4 protein-coding genes (1 of these 4 cut by a window edge) are annotated in these 16,211 nt (G+C 62.3%); 1 reads left to right on the top strand and 3 read right to left on the bottom strand.

The annotated features are described in order from the left end of the window. Positions 1-2,504: the beginning of an amino acid adenylation domain-containing protein gene (locus AC0IXS_RS01035; RefSeq protein WP_471823489.1), read on the bottom strand. It extends 15,238 nt beyond the left edge of the window; only the first 2,504 of its 17,742 coding nucleotides appear in the window; the start codon lies at positions 2,502-2,504; its stop codon lies off the left edge, out of view. Further along, positions 2,501-12,001 (bottom strand): non-ribosomal peptide synthetase, encoded by a 9,501-nt coding sequence (locus AC0IXS_RS01040; protein ID WP_471823491.1) that lies wholly within the window; start codon positions 11,999-12,001, stop codon positions 2,501-2,503. The genes AC0IXS_RS01035 and AC0IXS_RS01040 overlap by 4 nt, the downstream gene beginning before the upstream one ends. A 339-nt stretch (positions 12,002-12,340) precedes the next feature. Here AC0IXS_RS01040 and AC0IXS_RS01045 point away from each other — a divergent pair, with 339 nt between their 5' ends. Beyond that, positions 12,341-13,108, top strand: a complete 768-nt coding sequence (locus AC0IXS_RS01045) for a helix-turn-helix transcriptional regulator (RefSeq protein WP_122667869.1) — start codon at positions 12,341-12,343, stop codon at positions 13,106-13,108. A gap of 527 nt (positions 13,109-13,635) precedes the next feature. On the opposite strand, the gene AC0IXS_RS01050 is transcribed toward AC0IXS_RS01045, so the two are convergent. Beyond that, positions 13,636-16,002, bottom strand: a complete 2,367-nt coding sequence (locus tag AC0IXS_RS01050; RefSeq protein WP_057408469.1) for a membrane-bound PQQ-dependent dehydrogenase, glucose/quinate/shikimate family — start codon at positions 16,000-16,002, stop codon at positions 13,636-13,638. Positions 16,003-16,211: the final 209 nt, after the last annotated feature.

A 16,211-nucleotide genomic window follows, 5' to 3' on the forward strand; every position in this document is an offset into this window, starting at 1 on the left:
CGTCCCGAAGTCGCCACCACCGTGGCCTCGGTCGGGCCGTAGTTGTTGATCACGGCAAAGCCCGGATCACGATGGAACTGACGCAGGCGGTCACCGCCGATCAGCAGCGTACGCAGCGTCGGGTGACGCAGGTCACGGCTGAAGGCGTATTCGGCGACCGGCGTCGGAAGGAACGCGACCTGCAGCGGCTGGGCGATCCACCAGTCAAGCAAGGCATCAAGCTGTTCGTTGCCCACGTCCGCAGGCGGCAGGTGCAGGGTCGCCCCGGCACACAAGGCGGTCCAGACTTCCCAGGCCATGGCGTCGAAACCGAAGCCAGCAACGCTGGCAGTGTGGCTGCCCGTCTGCAGATCGAAAGCCTGGCAATGCCAGTCGATCAGGTTGTTCAGCGTGCGATGCTCGACCATCACGCCTTTTGGCTGACCGGTGGAGCCCGAGGTGTAGATCACGTAGGCCAGATTCGCAGAAGTCAGACCCGCCACCTGCGGATTGTCCAGGCGCTCCGGCCAGCTCGGTTGATCGAAGGCAATCACCGGCGCGGCCAGTTCGGGCACGCGAGCCAGCAATGCCTGCTGGGTTAACACCACCTTGGGCGCGCTGTCGCTCAGCAGATAAGCGATGCGCTCGTCAGGGTGCGACGGGTCCACCGGCACGTAACCGGCACCGGACTTGAGCACTGCAAGCATGGCCACCAGCGTATCGAGGCCGCGACGGGCCATGACGGCCACACGGTCGTCGGCGCGCACGCCGAGGCTGATCAGGTGATGGGCCAGCGCGTTGGCACGCAGGTTCAGCTCGCCGTAATTCAACGATTGCTCGCCTACCTGTGCGGCAACCGACTCAGGCGCGTGCTGTTCGATACGCTGCTGCAGCGTCAGGCTGCCAGCGAAGTCAGACGGCTGCGGATTGAAGTGCTGCAGAAGGTGCGTGCGCTCTTCGAGCGGCAACATGTCGAGCTGTTCGGCCGAGGTCTGCGGCGATTGATCCAGCGCCTCCAGCAAATGCTCCATCGCACGTTGCAGATATGCGCAGATACGCTGCGGATCAATCTGCGGGGACGTTTGCGCCGTCAGGCTGAACGCGTCACCCAGGTCATCGACGCTCACCACCAGTGGGTAGTTGCTGCGTTCCTGCGCATGCAGCACCTGAATGCCCTGCCAGGTCTCGCTGCCCGCCTCGGCAGGCGCGCTGTGGCGATAATTGAGCAAGGCATTGAACAACGGCGTAGGCGCAGCGACGCCGCTGCAACGCTGGGCCAGCGCCAGTGGCGCATGCTCGTGGCGCATCAGCCTGGTCAGGCGTTGATGCGTGGTGCGAATCGCGGTGCGCAGGTCCTGATCGCCCAGGTCCAGACGCAACGGCAGCGTATTGATGAAGATGCCCAGCGCACGTTCGGTGGCCTCGGCCCCCAACAGACGGCCCATCAGCACGGTACCGAAAACCACGCGCTGACGCCCGGTCAGGCCAGCCAGTACACGCGCCCAGCCCAAGTGGAACATGCTGGCGACACTGACGCCCAGCGTGCGTGCCTGATTGCGCAGCCGCTGGCACAGCATGGGGTCCAGCGCCAGCGTGAATTCGCCGATGTCGTCGCCCTCTCCGCTGAGGTCCTGCAGATCGTACGCCAGTGTTGGCTCATCCAGATCGGCGAGCATGTCGCGGAAGAACGCCTCATGCTCGGCTTCGCTGACGCCCAGCAACGCCTGAGCCACGTAGTTGCGAAACGGCACGGGAGTGCCCAACGCTTCGGCTTGCCCGGACAAACACGCCTGAATTTCGTGGCGCACCACTTCCAGCGCGCTGTGGTCCATGGCGATGTGGTGAAACACCAGGGTCGCCTTGACGCCGTCGTCCGTGTACGGGTTGCAGATCAGCCGGATCAAGGGCGCCTGCCCCAGATCCAGCAGAATGCCTGCGGTGCTCGGCAAGGTGTCGACGACCAGTTCCGCATGACGCCAGACCACCTGCACCGGCGTATCCAGACCATCCCAGTGCACCGAAGTGCGCAGAATGTCGTGGCGTGCGATCACTGTTTGCAACGCCAGTGCAAAGGCATCGAGACGCTCACGGTCAGCAAAGGCGAATTCCACCTGCATCACATACGGGTCGCCGTGGGTTGCCGTGACGTGGTGATACAGAATGCCCTGCTGCAACGGCGCCAGTGGATACAGGTCCTGGATGTTGGCAGCGCCGCCCGGTATGGCCTGGACCAGTTGCTCGATGGCTGGCTGGTCGAGCACCACCAGCGTCAGCATGTCGGGGGTGATGTGGGTGCAGCCGCTCGGAATCGCGTTTTCCGGGAAGGTCTGCGTGCCACGTCGCGTGGTCAGCGCATCACCTTGTTCGAGGCGCTCGATCAGCGCCGGTTTGTGTTCACGCAGGCTGTCCAGCAGGCCTTTATCCGTCAGCGCGCGGCGGTTGCCCTGCACCACCAGTTGACCGTCCTTGACCGTCAGGTGGATATCGTTGGCTTTCAGCGTCGCCAGAAGTTCGTTGATGCTCACAGGATAATCTCCATGTTCTCTGTGATGGCTGCGTAGCCCGCCAGCGTAGGGTGCTCGAACAGTGCGCGGACGTCGGCTTCAAGGCCTTCCTGACGCAGGCGCGCGGTCAGGCTGACCGCCAGCAGCGAGTGGCCGCCCAGTTCGAAGAAATTGTCGTGTCGACCTACGTTATGGACTCCGAGCAGTTCGCTCCAGAGTTCGGCCAGCAGGTTTTCCATCTCGCCTTCAGGCGCTTCATAAGGCCTGGACAGCACCGCGTCGGCGCCCGGCACCGGGAGCGCATGCCGATCCAGTTTGCCGTTGGGGCTCAGCGGCAAGGCGTCGAGATGTACGAAGAGAGCCGGGACCATGTAATCCGGCAGATCCTTGCGGAGTGCATCGCGCAGGGCCTCGACTGACTGTGGCGCGCCGGTGTAATACGCCACCAGCCGCTGACCGCCCGGCTGCTCGTCGCGCACCAGCACCACCGCCTGCTCGATACCAGGGTGACGAATCAGGCAGGCCTGAATGTCGCCCGGCTCGATACGCAGCCCGTTGATTTTCACCTGATCGTCATTGCGACCGAGAAACTCCAGATTGCCATCGGCCTGCTGGCGGACCAGATCACCACTGCGATACAGGCGGTCGCCTTCGACGAAGGGGCTGTCGATGAAGCGTTCGGCCTGCTGTTCGGGCAGGTTCAGGTAACCGCGGGTGACCCCTGCACCGCCGATGTGCAATTGTCCGATAACGCCCTGTGGCACCAACCGATCATGCGTGTCGAGCACGTACAGACGCGTGTTGCTGACCGGACGGCCAATCGGCAACGTCGTCTCCGGCAGCGGCATCTGCGGGTCAAGCGTCCAAAAGCTGCAATCGACGGTGGTCTCCGTAGGTCCGTAGACGTTGTGCAGACGCACCCACGGCAGACGCAGGCGCACCTGCTCGGCCAGTGCGGCCGTCAATTCGCCGCCACCGCAGACGATGTCGGTCAGGCTGTGGCATTGGCTGCTGTCCGGCAGGTCGAGAAACTGCTGAAGCAGCACCGGCACGAACTGCACCACGCTGACCTGCCGCTCGCGGATCAAACGGGACAGATAGGCCGGATCACGCTGCCCGTCCGGACGGGCCAGCACCAGCGGCAGCCCGCTGCACAGGGGCCAGAAAATCTCCCAGACCGAGGCGTCGAAACTGATCGGCGTCTTGTGCAACAGCGTGCCGTGCGGCGTCGCCGGGCACAGCAGTGAGCCCCAGCGCACCAGATTCGCAAGGTTGCGATGCTCGACCATCACGCCCTTCGGTGTGCCGGTGGAGCCGGAGGTGTAGATGACATAGGCCAGGTGACGGGCAGTGAGACTGACGACTTCAGGGTCATGAAGACGCTCGTGACTCCAGTCCGGCGCGTCCATGTCAACGCGCAACACCTGCTCGTTTTCCAGCAGTTTGCGGGTCGAGGCCTGCACCAGCAGCACTTTTGGCGCGCTGTCTTCAAGCATGTAATGCAGCCGCTCGCGGGGGTAACCCGGATCGAGCGGCACGTAGGCACCGCCCGCCTTGAGAATGGCCAGCAGGCCGATCACCATCGGCGTACCGCGCTCGACACAGATCGCGATCCGGTCATCAGGCTGCACACCCAGATCGATCAGATGATGAGCCAGGGCGTTGGCCTGCTCGTTGAGCTGTTGCCAGCTCAACTGCGCATTTTCCGCCAGTACGGCGATGGCCTCTGGTGTGCGGGCAACCTGGGATTTGAACAGGTCAAGAAGCGTCTGTTCCGGGTTATGGGCAGTGGCTGTCGCGTTGAACCCGACCAGCAATTGGTGACGCTCACGCGCGTCAAGCACCGGCAATTCCAGCAAAGGCAGACCGGGCTCGTTGTCCAGCGCATCGACCAGCCCGGTCAGCGCCTGCTGCACGTAGCCACAGATGCGTTGGGCACCCACTTTGGGCGCGACAGTGACAGACAGACGCAGGGACTCGCCCAGGTCGTCGACATTGAGGCTCAACGGGTAGTTGGTGTGTTTCTCACTGGCCAGAATCTCCAGGCCTTGCCAGCTGTCGCGCTGCGCGTCTTGCCTTGCCTGACCTGCGCTGTGGCGATAATTGAGGATGGCGCTGAACAAGGGTGACGCTGTGCCCACGCCGCTGAAACGCTGGGCCTGAGCCAGAGACGCGTGTTCATGCCCCAGCAATGTGGCAAGACGCGCATGAGTGGCGCGTGCGCCATCACGCACGCTGACCTCATCCAGATCCACCCGCACGGGCAAGGTGTTGATGAACATGCCCATGCCACGGTCTGCACCGGCACCGCCTTGCAGACGACCCAGCAATACCGTGCCGAACACGACGCGGTCGTTGCCGGTCGCGGCACCCAGAACCCGGCCCCAGGCAAGGTGGAACAGGCTGGCGACACTGACGCCCAGCTGCCGTGCCTGGCGGCGCAGGCGGTGCATCAGTTCGTCGGGCAGTGTGTGCTGGTGTTCTTCGATGCAGCGACCATCGCCCTGCACATTGCCTTGCACATCACGCAACCCGAACGGCAGGGTCGGTTCGTCGATATCGCCCAGTTGCTCGCGGAAGTACGCCTCGTGCTCGGCCTCGCTGACGCCCAGGCGTGCCTGCGCCACATAGTTGCGATAAGGAACGGCAGGCAGCGTGGTTTCAGGCTCGCCGCGCAGATGCGTGAGCAATTCCTCGCGCATCACTTCAAGCGCTGTCGCGTCGACCACAATGTGATGAAACAGCAGCGTGGCAGAAATGCTTTCCCGCGACGGGTCACGGTTGTAATCCAGCCGTATCAGTGGCGCACGGCCCAGGTCCATCGGGGCCGGATGTGCAAGGTCAGAGACTTCCTCGACTGACAGTTCGGCATGCCGCCAGACCACTTGCTGCGGCGCTTCCAGGCCTTCCCAGATCACGGCGGTGCGCAGGCTGTCGTGGCGGGTGATGACTTTGCGCAAGCCTGCGGCAACGCTCTGCAGGCGAGCCATGCTGTCGAAGTTCAGACGCAATTGCAGCAGGTAAGGATCATCCTGCTCAGCCGTCAGGTTGTGGTACAGGATGCCTTCCTGAAGCGGCGCCAGCGGGTAGATTTCCTGCACATTGACAGCGCCGCCCGGCACCGTCGAAACGATGCGCTCGATGGCGGTCTGATCCAGACGCGTCAGGCTCAACATGTCCGGCGTGATGCGTGTGCAGCCGGTGGGCACGTGGTTGTCCGGCACCACGATCTCACGACCGTTGCCGACCGATGCGGCCAGTGCTGCGACGGTCGGCTGACCGAGCAGAACGCGCACATCGGCACTCAGACCGGCGTTGCGCATCCGCTCGACCAGACTTACGGCCAGCAGCGAATGCCCGCCCAGTTCGAAGAAGTTGTCATGGCGCCCGACGCGTTCCAGGCCCAGCACCTGCTCCCAGAGCCCGGCGATGATGACCTCGTTTTCACCTTGCGGCGCTTCGTAGGCAGTCGCCGTCAGATCGGCGAGTTCAGGGTCCGGCAAGGCCCGGCGGTCGAGTTTGCCGTGGCTGGTCAGTGGCAAGGCCGCCAGACGCATGAACGCCAGCGGCACCATGTAACCCGGCAACCGGTCCAGCAGCGCCAGACGCAGCGCATCGGTGTCCACGTCGACCGTCTCGGTGAACCAGGCCAGCAGACGCTCGTTGCGCACCAGCACCACGGCGTCTTTCACGCCGGGCTGACTGGCGAGTGCCGTCTCGATCTCGCCCAGCTCGATACGCATGCCGCGAATCTTGACCTGATCGTCGTTGCGACCCACGTAATCCAGCGTGCCATCGCTGTTCCAGCGCACCAGATCGCCGCTGCGATACATACGGGCCTGGGTATCAGCACAGAACGGATCGGCGAGGAATCGTTCTTCGGTCAGGTCCGGGCGATTCAGGTAGCCACGGGCAACGCCCGCGCCCGCGATATAAAGCTCGCCGATCACACCGACCGGCACAGGCTTCCGTTGCTCGTCCAGTACATACAGGCGGGTGTTGGCTACCGGACCACCAATGTGCAATTGCGCGCCCGGAATCACCTGACCGGAAGTCGCGACCACGGTGGTCTCCGTCGGGCCATAGTTGTTGATGACCGCAAAACCGGGGTCCTTGTCGAACTGGCGCAGGCGGTCGCCGCCGATCAACAGTGTGCGCAGGGTCGGATGCTGACGTGCACGGCCGAACGCCTGCTCGGCCACCGGGGTTGGCAGAAAGCTGACCTGAAGCGGTTGCTCCAGCCACCAGTCGAGCAGTTCGTCAACGTGTTCATTGGCCACGTTTGCAGGCGGCACATGCAGCACGGCGCCTGCACAGAGCGCTGGCCAGACTTCCCAGGCCATGGCGTCGAAGCCGAAACCGGCAATGGTGCTGGTGTGGCTGCCTGCGTGCAGGTCGAATGCCTGGCAGTGCCAATGCACCAGATTGTTCAAGGTGCGGTGCTCGACCATCACGCCCTTGGGCTGGCCGGTCGAGCCGGAGGTGTAAATGACATAGGCCAGATGTCGGTCGTTGAGGCCCGCCACCTGCGGATTGCTGTCGGCTGCGTCGTGCCAGACGCCAAGGTCCAGATTCACCTGACGCACGTTACCCACCAGACTGGCCGTCGAGTCTTCGGTCACGACGGTGCGTGGTGCGCTGTCTTCCAACAGCCAGGCGATACGTTCTGCCGGGTACGCCGGGTCTACCGGAACGTAGGCGGCTCCAGCCTTGAGAATGGCCAGCATGGCGACCACACGGCCCGCACCTCGACGCAGACACAACGCAACACGCTCATCCGGTTTCACGCCCAGGCTGATCAGATGGTGTGCAAGGCGGTTGGCTCGCTGGTTGAGTTCGGCGTACGTCAGTACCTCGTTACCCTGTACGACCGCCTGAGCCTGCGGATCGCTTGCTGCGCAGGACTCGACCTGCGCGTGCACCGTCAGACCTTCGGCGAAGCTGCGTGCGCTGGCATTGAAGGCCGTCAGCACACGTTCCCGCTCGGCCGCTTCCAGAATCGACAGGCTTTCCAACGGCTCGGGCAAGCCCTGTTCCAGCGCCTGCACCAGTTGCGTCACAGCGTTGTTCATCCAGCCGGCGATGCGCTCGGCGCCCATGCCATGGCGCGCAAGCACATGCAGATCGAACCCTTCGCCCAGATCGTCCACGCTCAGGGTCAGCGGGTAATTGCTGCGCACTTCGCCGCCCAGAACGCGCACGCCCTGCCATACACCTTCGCCGTCGCGAGGCCGGACTTCGGCGCTGTGGCGGTAGTTGAGCAAGGCGCTGAACAGCGGTGCGCCGGAAGCCACGCCGCTGCAGCGTTGGGCCAGCACCAGCGATGCCTGTTCATGGGCAATCAGGGCCGACAGCCTTGAATGCACGGCCTTCACGGCATGACGGGCGTTGCGCGTGGTATCGACGCGCAGTGGCAAGGTGTTGATAAACACACCCAGCGCCCGGTCTGCGCCCTCGCCGCCTTGCATGCGACCCAGCAGAACCGTGCCGAAGACCACATCACGACGGTTGGCGATGACCCCGAGCACGCGGGCCCAGGCGGCGTGCATCAGGCTGGCTGCGCTGACACCTTGCTGGCGGACCTGCTCGCGCAGACGCTGTGCCAGATCATTGTCGAGTGTCCGTCTTGCCTGCTCGACATCGCTGCCATCGGAGCGAACGTCCTGCACCCCGAACGGCAGGGTCGGTTCGTCCACATCACCCAGCATGTCGCTGAAAAACGCTTCGTGTCGCGCGTCATCATTGGCCATGCGCACATGCGCCACGTAGTTGCGGTACGGCACCGGCGCGGCCAGAGGGGGCTGGCGATCAAACAGCAACGCTTCCATTTCCCGGGTGACGATTTCCATCGCCGCGTTGTCGAGCACCAGATGGTGAAACAACAGCACGGCAGCGACTTCACCGTTGGCCGGGTCAGCGGTATGAACCAGGCGCATCAACGGTGCCTGGGAAAGGTCCAGGCGATGATGACGGGCGTCGAACTGCTGGTGCAGACGATCCATCACGGAGTCGGCAGCGTGCTCATCGGCAGCGCTGTTGAGGTTGACCTGCTGGACCAGCAGATCGGCCTTGCGCCAGACGACCTGTTGGGCACTCTCAAGCCCTTTCCAGGCCACAGCGGTGCGCAGAATGTCGTGACGATCGATGACCTGTTGCAAGGCATCGGCCCACGCGTTCAGGCGCTCCGGGCTGTCGAACGCCAGACGCCATTGCAGCAGATAGGGGTCGCCCTGTTCGGCAGACAGGTGGTGATAGAGAATGCCTTCCTGCAACGGTGCCAGCGGGTAGATTTCCTGCACGTTGGCAGCGCCGCCCGGAACGCTGCCAACGATGCGGTCTATCGCGGACTGATCGAGGCAGGTCAGACTCAGCATCTGCGGGGTGATGCGTTCGCAACCCGGTGGCACTGCGTTGGGCGGTACAGCCTGTTCATGAGCATCCGTCCTGCTCGCCGCCAGTGCAGCGACGGTTGGCTGTGACAACAACACATGCACATCGGCCTTGAGCCCGGCGGCACGCAGGCGCTCTACCAGTTTGATCGCGAGCAGCGAATGGCCGCCCAGTTCGAAGAAGTTGTCATGCCGCCCTACCCGTTCAACACCCAGCACCTGCGCCCAGACAGCTGCCATGGCGATTTCGGCTTCACCTTCCGGTGCTTCGTACGCTTGGCCCAGCAGACTGGCAGGGTCAGGATTCGGCAACGCACGGCGGTCAAGCTTGCCGTTGCCGGTCAGCGGCAGGACGTCCAGCCGGGTAAACGCGCGCGGCACCATATAAGCAGGCAGTCGGGCACGCAGGGTCTGGCGCAATTCGTCGGTGTCCACGCCCGAGGTTTCGGTAAACCACGCCAGAAGCTGCTCGTCGCGCACCAGCACCACGGCCTCCTTGACGCCCGTCTGACTGGCAATCACCGCTTCGATTTCGCCCGGTTCGATGCGCATGCCGCGAATCTTGACCTGATCATCGTTGCGGCCCTGGTAATCCAGCGTGCCGTCGGCATTCCAGCGCACCAGATCGCCGCTGCGGTACATCCGCGCCTGTGGGGCCAGGCTGAAGGGATCGGCCAGGAAGCGTTCTTCGGTCATTGCAGGGCGGTTGAGGTAGCCACGCGCGACACCCGAACCACCGATGTAAAGCTCGCCTGTCACCCCAATCGGCAACTTTTGCAAGTGCGCGTCCAGAACGTAGACCCGTGTGTTGGCGATCGGACCACCGATGTGCAGCGATGCACCTGCCTGCACCAGGCCAGAGGTCGCAACCACCGTGGTTTCGGTGGGGCCATAGTTGTTGACCACGGCGTAGCGACGGTTTTCGGCGAACTGGCGAAGACGGTCACCGCCGATCAACAGGGTGCGTAGCGTCGGGTGATCCTCGTCGAGGCTGAATGCGTACTCGGCAACCGGTGTCGGCAGGAAACTGACGTCCAGTGGCTGCTTAAGCCACCAGCGCAGCATCGCATCGACGTCATCGCCATTTTCCTGAACCGGTGCCAGATGCAGCGTTGCGCCCGCGCACAGGGTCGGCCAGATCTCCCAGGCCATTGCATCGAAACCAAAGCCCGCCAAACAGGACGCATGCCCGCCTGCGCTCAGCTTGAACGTCTCGCAGTGCCAGTCCACCAGATTGGCCAGCATCCTGTGCTCCACCATGACGCCCTTGGGCTGGCCGGTAGAGCCTGAGGTGTAAATCACGTACGCCAGATGGCTGCTGCGCAGCGAGACAATATTGGGCTTGATGTCGGAGCCACGGTCTTCATGGCAGTGGTCCAGTTCGATCACCGGCTGGCTCAGTTCCGGTAGACGCTCACGCAGGTTTGCACGCGTCAGCACCACCGACGGCGCGCTGTCGCTCAGCAGATAAGCCAGCCGCTCGCGTGGATGCGCGGGGTCGACCGGTACGTAAGCGGCACCGGCCTTCAGAATGGCCAGCAGGCTGACCAGCGTGTCCAGACCGCGGCGCGAGACCACCGCAACCCGGTCGTCCGGCACGATGCCTGACTCAATCAGGCGTCGGGCCAGGCTGTTGGCACTTCGGTTGAGCTGGCTGTAGGTCAGGCTCTGACCATCGAAAATCGCTGCCACGGCTTCCGGACAATGACGGGCATGCTGCTCGATACGCTGATGAATCAACAGCTGACTGGCTGACACTGTTTCGGTGTCGTTCCAGCGGCTCATTTGTCGGCGTTCGGCAGGTGTCAGCACATCGAACGCGCTGACCTGCAATGCAGGGTTTTCCAGCGCCTGCTCGATCACCTGCAGCAGCCGCTCGCCGATCGCCCGGGCTTCGGCATCATCGAACCAGGCGCGGTGATGGACCACGTGCAACGACGCCTGATCGCTGAACCTGTTGGTGCGCATGTGCAAGGCCAGAGGCGTCGGCTCATAGCCATTGGAGACTTTCACGGCCTGCGCCTGGATATCACCAAAACGGTAGTCGTAGTTGTCTTGCTCGTAAGAGACCGAGACCTCGAACAACTGCGCCCGGTCTTCACGGGACACGCCCAGGGTGCGGTTGAGCTCACTCAACGGAAAGCGCTGGTGACGGAAGTCGCGCTTGAGGCTGTCACGCACTTCGGTGACCAGCGCAGAGAAATCCAACTCCGGTGCGAAGGCCATGCGCACGGCACTGACCTGAGCGAAATGCCCCAGCGTTGCCTTGAAGCGTGCGCCCGTGCGGTTGAGCAATGGCAAGCCGACCACCCAGTCGTCGCGCTGCGCCGTGCGCGCGAAGTAGACATGCAGCGCAGCCAGCAGAACGTGAAACGCCGAGGCGCCGCAGCGCTCGGCGAACTGGTTCATGCGCGTGTGCAATGCGGCCGGGAACGCCAGTACACAGCTATGGGACGGCGCAGGGTCGGTGGACCTGCGGTTGTGGTAGCGGGACACCAGCAGCGGCTCCGGCAGATCCCGGTATTTATCCAGCCAGTAGGCTTTGTCTCGCGCATAACGGGGCGAGTCGTGATAACGCGCATCGTCGGTGATGAAGTCGCCGTAGGACGGTCCCTGACGATTGAGGCTTTCGCCTTCGGCGAGCTCGGTGTACTGCTCGGCCAGCGACTTGAGCAACTGGCCGAAGCCCCAGCCATCGAGAATCAGGTGATGGGCCTGAATGCCCAGCCAGTATTGATCCTCATCCGCGCGCACCAGGCAGAACCGGAACAGCGGGCTGCCATCCAGGGCATAAGGACGCTGCATTTGCTCGCGAATCAACGCCTGAGCGGCATTGATTCGCTCGGGGTGGTCACGCAGATCGTGAAGCGGCATGGACACCGGGATGAAGTCGGCGTAGCGCTGCATCGGCAAACCGTCGGCACCTGCACCCGGCAACAGGACCGTGCGCAAGGCATCATGTGCGGCCACCAGTTGCTCGAATGCACGGTGCAACAGGTCCAGATCGACATGACCGACCAGCTTCACGTAGCCGCCGACGTTATACAGAGGCGAGTCGCCATGGCTGATCTGGTCCAGCCAGATATCACGCTGGGCAGCGGTCAGAGGGAACAAATCAGTGGCCGACATGTCTCAAGGTCCTTCCTGGAAATTTAGTCGGGAATTGAAGCACTGGCCTGTTGACACTGTATGTCCCGCTTAACCCGGACGCTGGCTTATGGCTATCACCAAGTCACCCGGCCTAGACGCTCCGGCGTCTGCGCAGGATGATGCCGTCTCTATCGATCCCTGCCCTTGTTTGCCCCGCGTGCGAAATGGGGTGGCGCACCTGTCCCTGTTTTCTGCTACAGACGTCGGATGGATCCTTCGGTTGAATACGCCGAATCATCCGCTGTATCTGCCGTCACCCTGTCGGAGGTCAATGTCAGGGCGGCGCTCATGCACGGACAGAGTCAAGGAGGCTTAGAGATGAAATCGACACGCTCGCCGAATGCAAACCACGACCCGCGTTTCTATCAGGAACTCGGCCAACTGGTTTCGAGCACTGGCAGCTCGTCATTTGCCGGGCAAATGTTGCAACTGGTCGACACGCTGGTCTCGGTCCAGGGGATTGTTCTGTGCGAGTGGGCGCTTGATGCGGCTCAGTCAGGTGTCGAGCGCGTGACCCGTCTGGGTGGCGCGGGCGTTCAGCACGATATCTGCGCATCTGAAACCCTTCAGCAATCGCTGCTGCAGAGCATCGTGCACATGGACGCCTCTCTGCTGGTTCAGACCCGAGTGCCTGTTGGACAGAAATCGGCACGTCGTGACGTTCAGGTCTGCAGCCTGGTGTCCAGCAGCAGCGAACTGCGGCGCATCATCTGCTTTTATCGACTGGCCGGTTCCAAAGCCTTCTCGCTGACCGAGTTGTCGTTGCTCAAGAGCCTCTCCGACACCCTATTGCCGCTGGTCGAGCACCACTCACAGCTGCTGGTGCAATCTGCCGCGGAGAAAATCGAATCCGAGCCGGGCTCGATCGATGAAGCGTTCAGCGGGCGTCTTGCGCAGGACGCAATCACGCTGTCGGCGCGCGAGCAGGAAGTCTGCATCGGCCTGCTGACCGGTGGCTCGGTTGCAGAGATGGCACAAAGACTGAACCTCAAGAACAGTTCGGTGGAAACCTACCTGAAACGTGCAACTGCCAAGCTTGGCGTCAGTGGCCGACACAGTCTGGCGAGATGGATGGCCGGCCCGTAAGTCATAAAGGTCTCACTGCGTAGGAAAAAAGGGCCATGACGCGTCAGCGCATGGCCCTTTCTGATACTGATCGTGCCCATCGTTCCGCGTGGGCATGCCTCCCGTGACGCTCCGCGTCACAAATGGCACAGACTGAGGACTCAGTGAGCCGAGCGCATGACGTGAATAGCGCTGGAGCCTGGCCACGCATCTGCGCCATATTCAAGATCGGACGCGGAGCGTCCTGGGCGGCATTCCCACGCGGAGCGTAGGAACGATCAGCGTGATCTCAAGCACGCCGATCATGCCCATGCTTGTGCTCAGCGTCATACCCGAGTCTTGCTGCGACCACGGACTGTGGGAGGCGGCTTGCCGGCGATGCTTTTTCTGAAGCGACCTATCAGTGACTGAACGGACGCCATCGCCGGCAAGCCGCCTCCCACGGGGTATGCATTCAGTCAGTCACTTTCGTTTTGCCCCCCGTTTTGCGCGTCTTGCGGACTTGTGTATAACGACAAGCGCCCTCCGGGCAGAATCAGGCGTGCTGCTCAGTTCAGACGAAACGCGATCACGCTGTCGCCGAGCGTCGTGCCCAGAGACCCGTGGCCGCCTGCGGAGATGATCACGTACTGCTTGCCATCGCTTCCGGTGTAGGTAGAAGGCGTCGCCTGCCCGCCTGCAGGCAGTTCGTATTGCCAGAGCACTTCGCCGGTGTTCACGTCGTAGGCGCGGATGAAGTTGTCAGCCGTTGCCCCGTGAAAAATCAAACCGCCTGCCGTGACCAACGGACCGCCATGGGCCACCATTCCCATGGGAAACCCGACTGGGAAGCGGTCTTCCATGAAAGTGGTCTTGAGGTTCTTGGTCGTGCCGACCCGGCGTTTCCATTCGGTCTTGCCAGTGTTCAGATCCACACCGACCATGCTGCCCCAGGGCGGCGCGGTGCAAGGGATACCCAGGCCTGACGCCAGTCGTGAGATGCGGATTGCGTAATCGCCGTTGAAGTTTTCGTTCCAGTACGGCTTGCCATCCTTGGTGAACAGGCGTTTTTCCTGATCCTGCTCGGGACGCTTGATCAGGTTATAGATGTAGGCCAGACGCACAGGCGTCGCTACCAGAATCTGTCGGTCGGGATCTACCGCCACAGAGCCCCAGTTGAATACCCCGATGTTTCCGGGATAGATCAGCGAACCGGACTCGGTGGCCGGCGTCCAGGGATTGCCATCGTAGCGCAGCGTGTTGAAGGTGGTGCGGCAGGCCATCTGATCGAACGGCGTGACGCCCCACATCGACTTTTCGGTCAGCGGCGGCGGGATGAAGTTGAGTCTTGAAACCGGCTGCGTCGGCGCAAAACGCTCACCCTGCACGCCACCTGCTGTCTGCACCCTGGCCTGATCGACAGGCGTGATCGGCTCACCGGTCAGACGATTGAGTACAAAGATGTTACCCACCTTGGTCGGCAACAGCAGCGCTGGCTGTTTGCTGCCCTCCTTGCCCAGATCAAGCAACGAAGGCTGCGACGGGTTATCGCGATCCCACAGATCGTTGTGGGAGGTCTGGAACTTCCACTTGAACGCACCGGTTTTCAGATCCAGCGCCACCAGTGCGTCACGGAATTTTTCGGTATTGCTGTTCGGGTCGCGACGGGTGCCGGTTTCGTCAGGCGATGCATTGCCGAACGGCACGTACACCAGACCGTTTTTCAGGTCGGCACTCAGCGTGGCCCATGCGACCGGGGTGTCCTGCGGATAGTTGTGCTCTGCGGAAACAGGCGCGGTGTTTTGTGGATTTTCGGGATCGAAGTTCCAGACCAGCTTGCCGGTCATGACGTTGTAGGCGCGAATCACGCCAGACGGGTTGCCCTGGTCATAACCGTTATCCATCACCGAGCCACCGAGCACGATGAGATCACCCGCAACCAGTGGCGCGGCGGTCTGCATCAGGGCATGGGGGCGGACCTTGCCGATGTTGTCGTGCAGATCGACTACACCATTGCTGCCAAAATCGCTGCAGAGCTTGCCGGTGTCGGCATCGAGCGCAACCAGCCTGGCGTCTGCCGTGGCCATGATGATGCGTTTTGCGCATTGCGCTGCCGGTGCAGCCTGAGCCGTCGGCGCTGCGTAGTAACTCACGCCACGGCAGGTCTGGTGCTGCTGGAGGTAGGAACGGGTTTTCTCAGGGGTGTATTTCCAGTCCGGCTTGCCGTTTTCCGGGTTGATGGCGTGTACTTCGTTATGAGGGGTACACACATATACGCGGTTGTTGACCTTCAACGGCGTGGCTTCGAAAGTGTATTCGCCAGCATCCTTGTCCGCGTCACGCAGATCACCGGTGTGGTACTCCCACGCCACTGACAGCTTGTCGATGGTCTGCGGATTGATCTGATCCAGACTCGAAAAACGCTGACCACTTTGCGTGCCGCCATAGGCCACCCAGTCATTGCCTGCGACCTCGGTAGTGCGTGCTGTGGCCGAGGTGCCGATCTGGCCTTTCACCGCATAAGGGTCGTAGAACATGAGTGCAATCACGATCAGCGCCATGATGGCGACAGTGCTGCCCAGAAAAGGGTGAAAGCCGCGATTGCTGCCGGCAGCCTGGGTGCGCAATAACGGGCGCACCACCCAGGGCATTGCCAGCCAGAAACCGATCAGCGCGAACAGGTCGCCCCGTGGAATCCACTGCCATTTATCGAAGCCGACTTCGTAGACGATCCACAGCAGAATCCCCCACATCAGCAGCGCATACAGCGTCAACGCCGATTTTTTCTTCAGAAACACCAGTACTGCGGTGGCCAGCACGCCCAGGGCAATCACCGAATAGGCCGGAGAGCCGCCCACCGCTACCAGCTGTGCTCCCATATAAAGCAGCGCAATGCTCAGTATCGCCATTACGATACCTGTCGCTCTTAAAATCATCGTCCCTGTCCTTTCTTGTTATGTGATGAAGCCGTGTGTTGAGCGCGTGTATTTCAAGCGGCTGCTGACGCCATCGCCGACAAGCTGCCTCCCACGGTCCCGCGTTTACTGAACGACAGTGCGATTTAGAAGACGTGGTGGTGCCTTCCACGAGACTGCATCCAGCCAGTCGAAAAGGTTGTCTGACGACATACCTGTTAGGCACTGAA

Source organism: Pseudomonas sp. AC016, assembly GCF_979253365.1.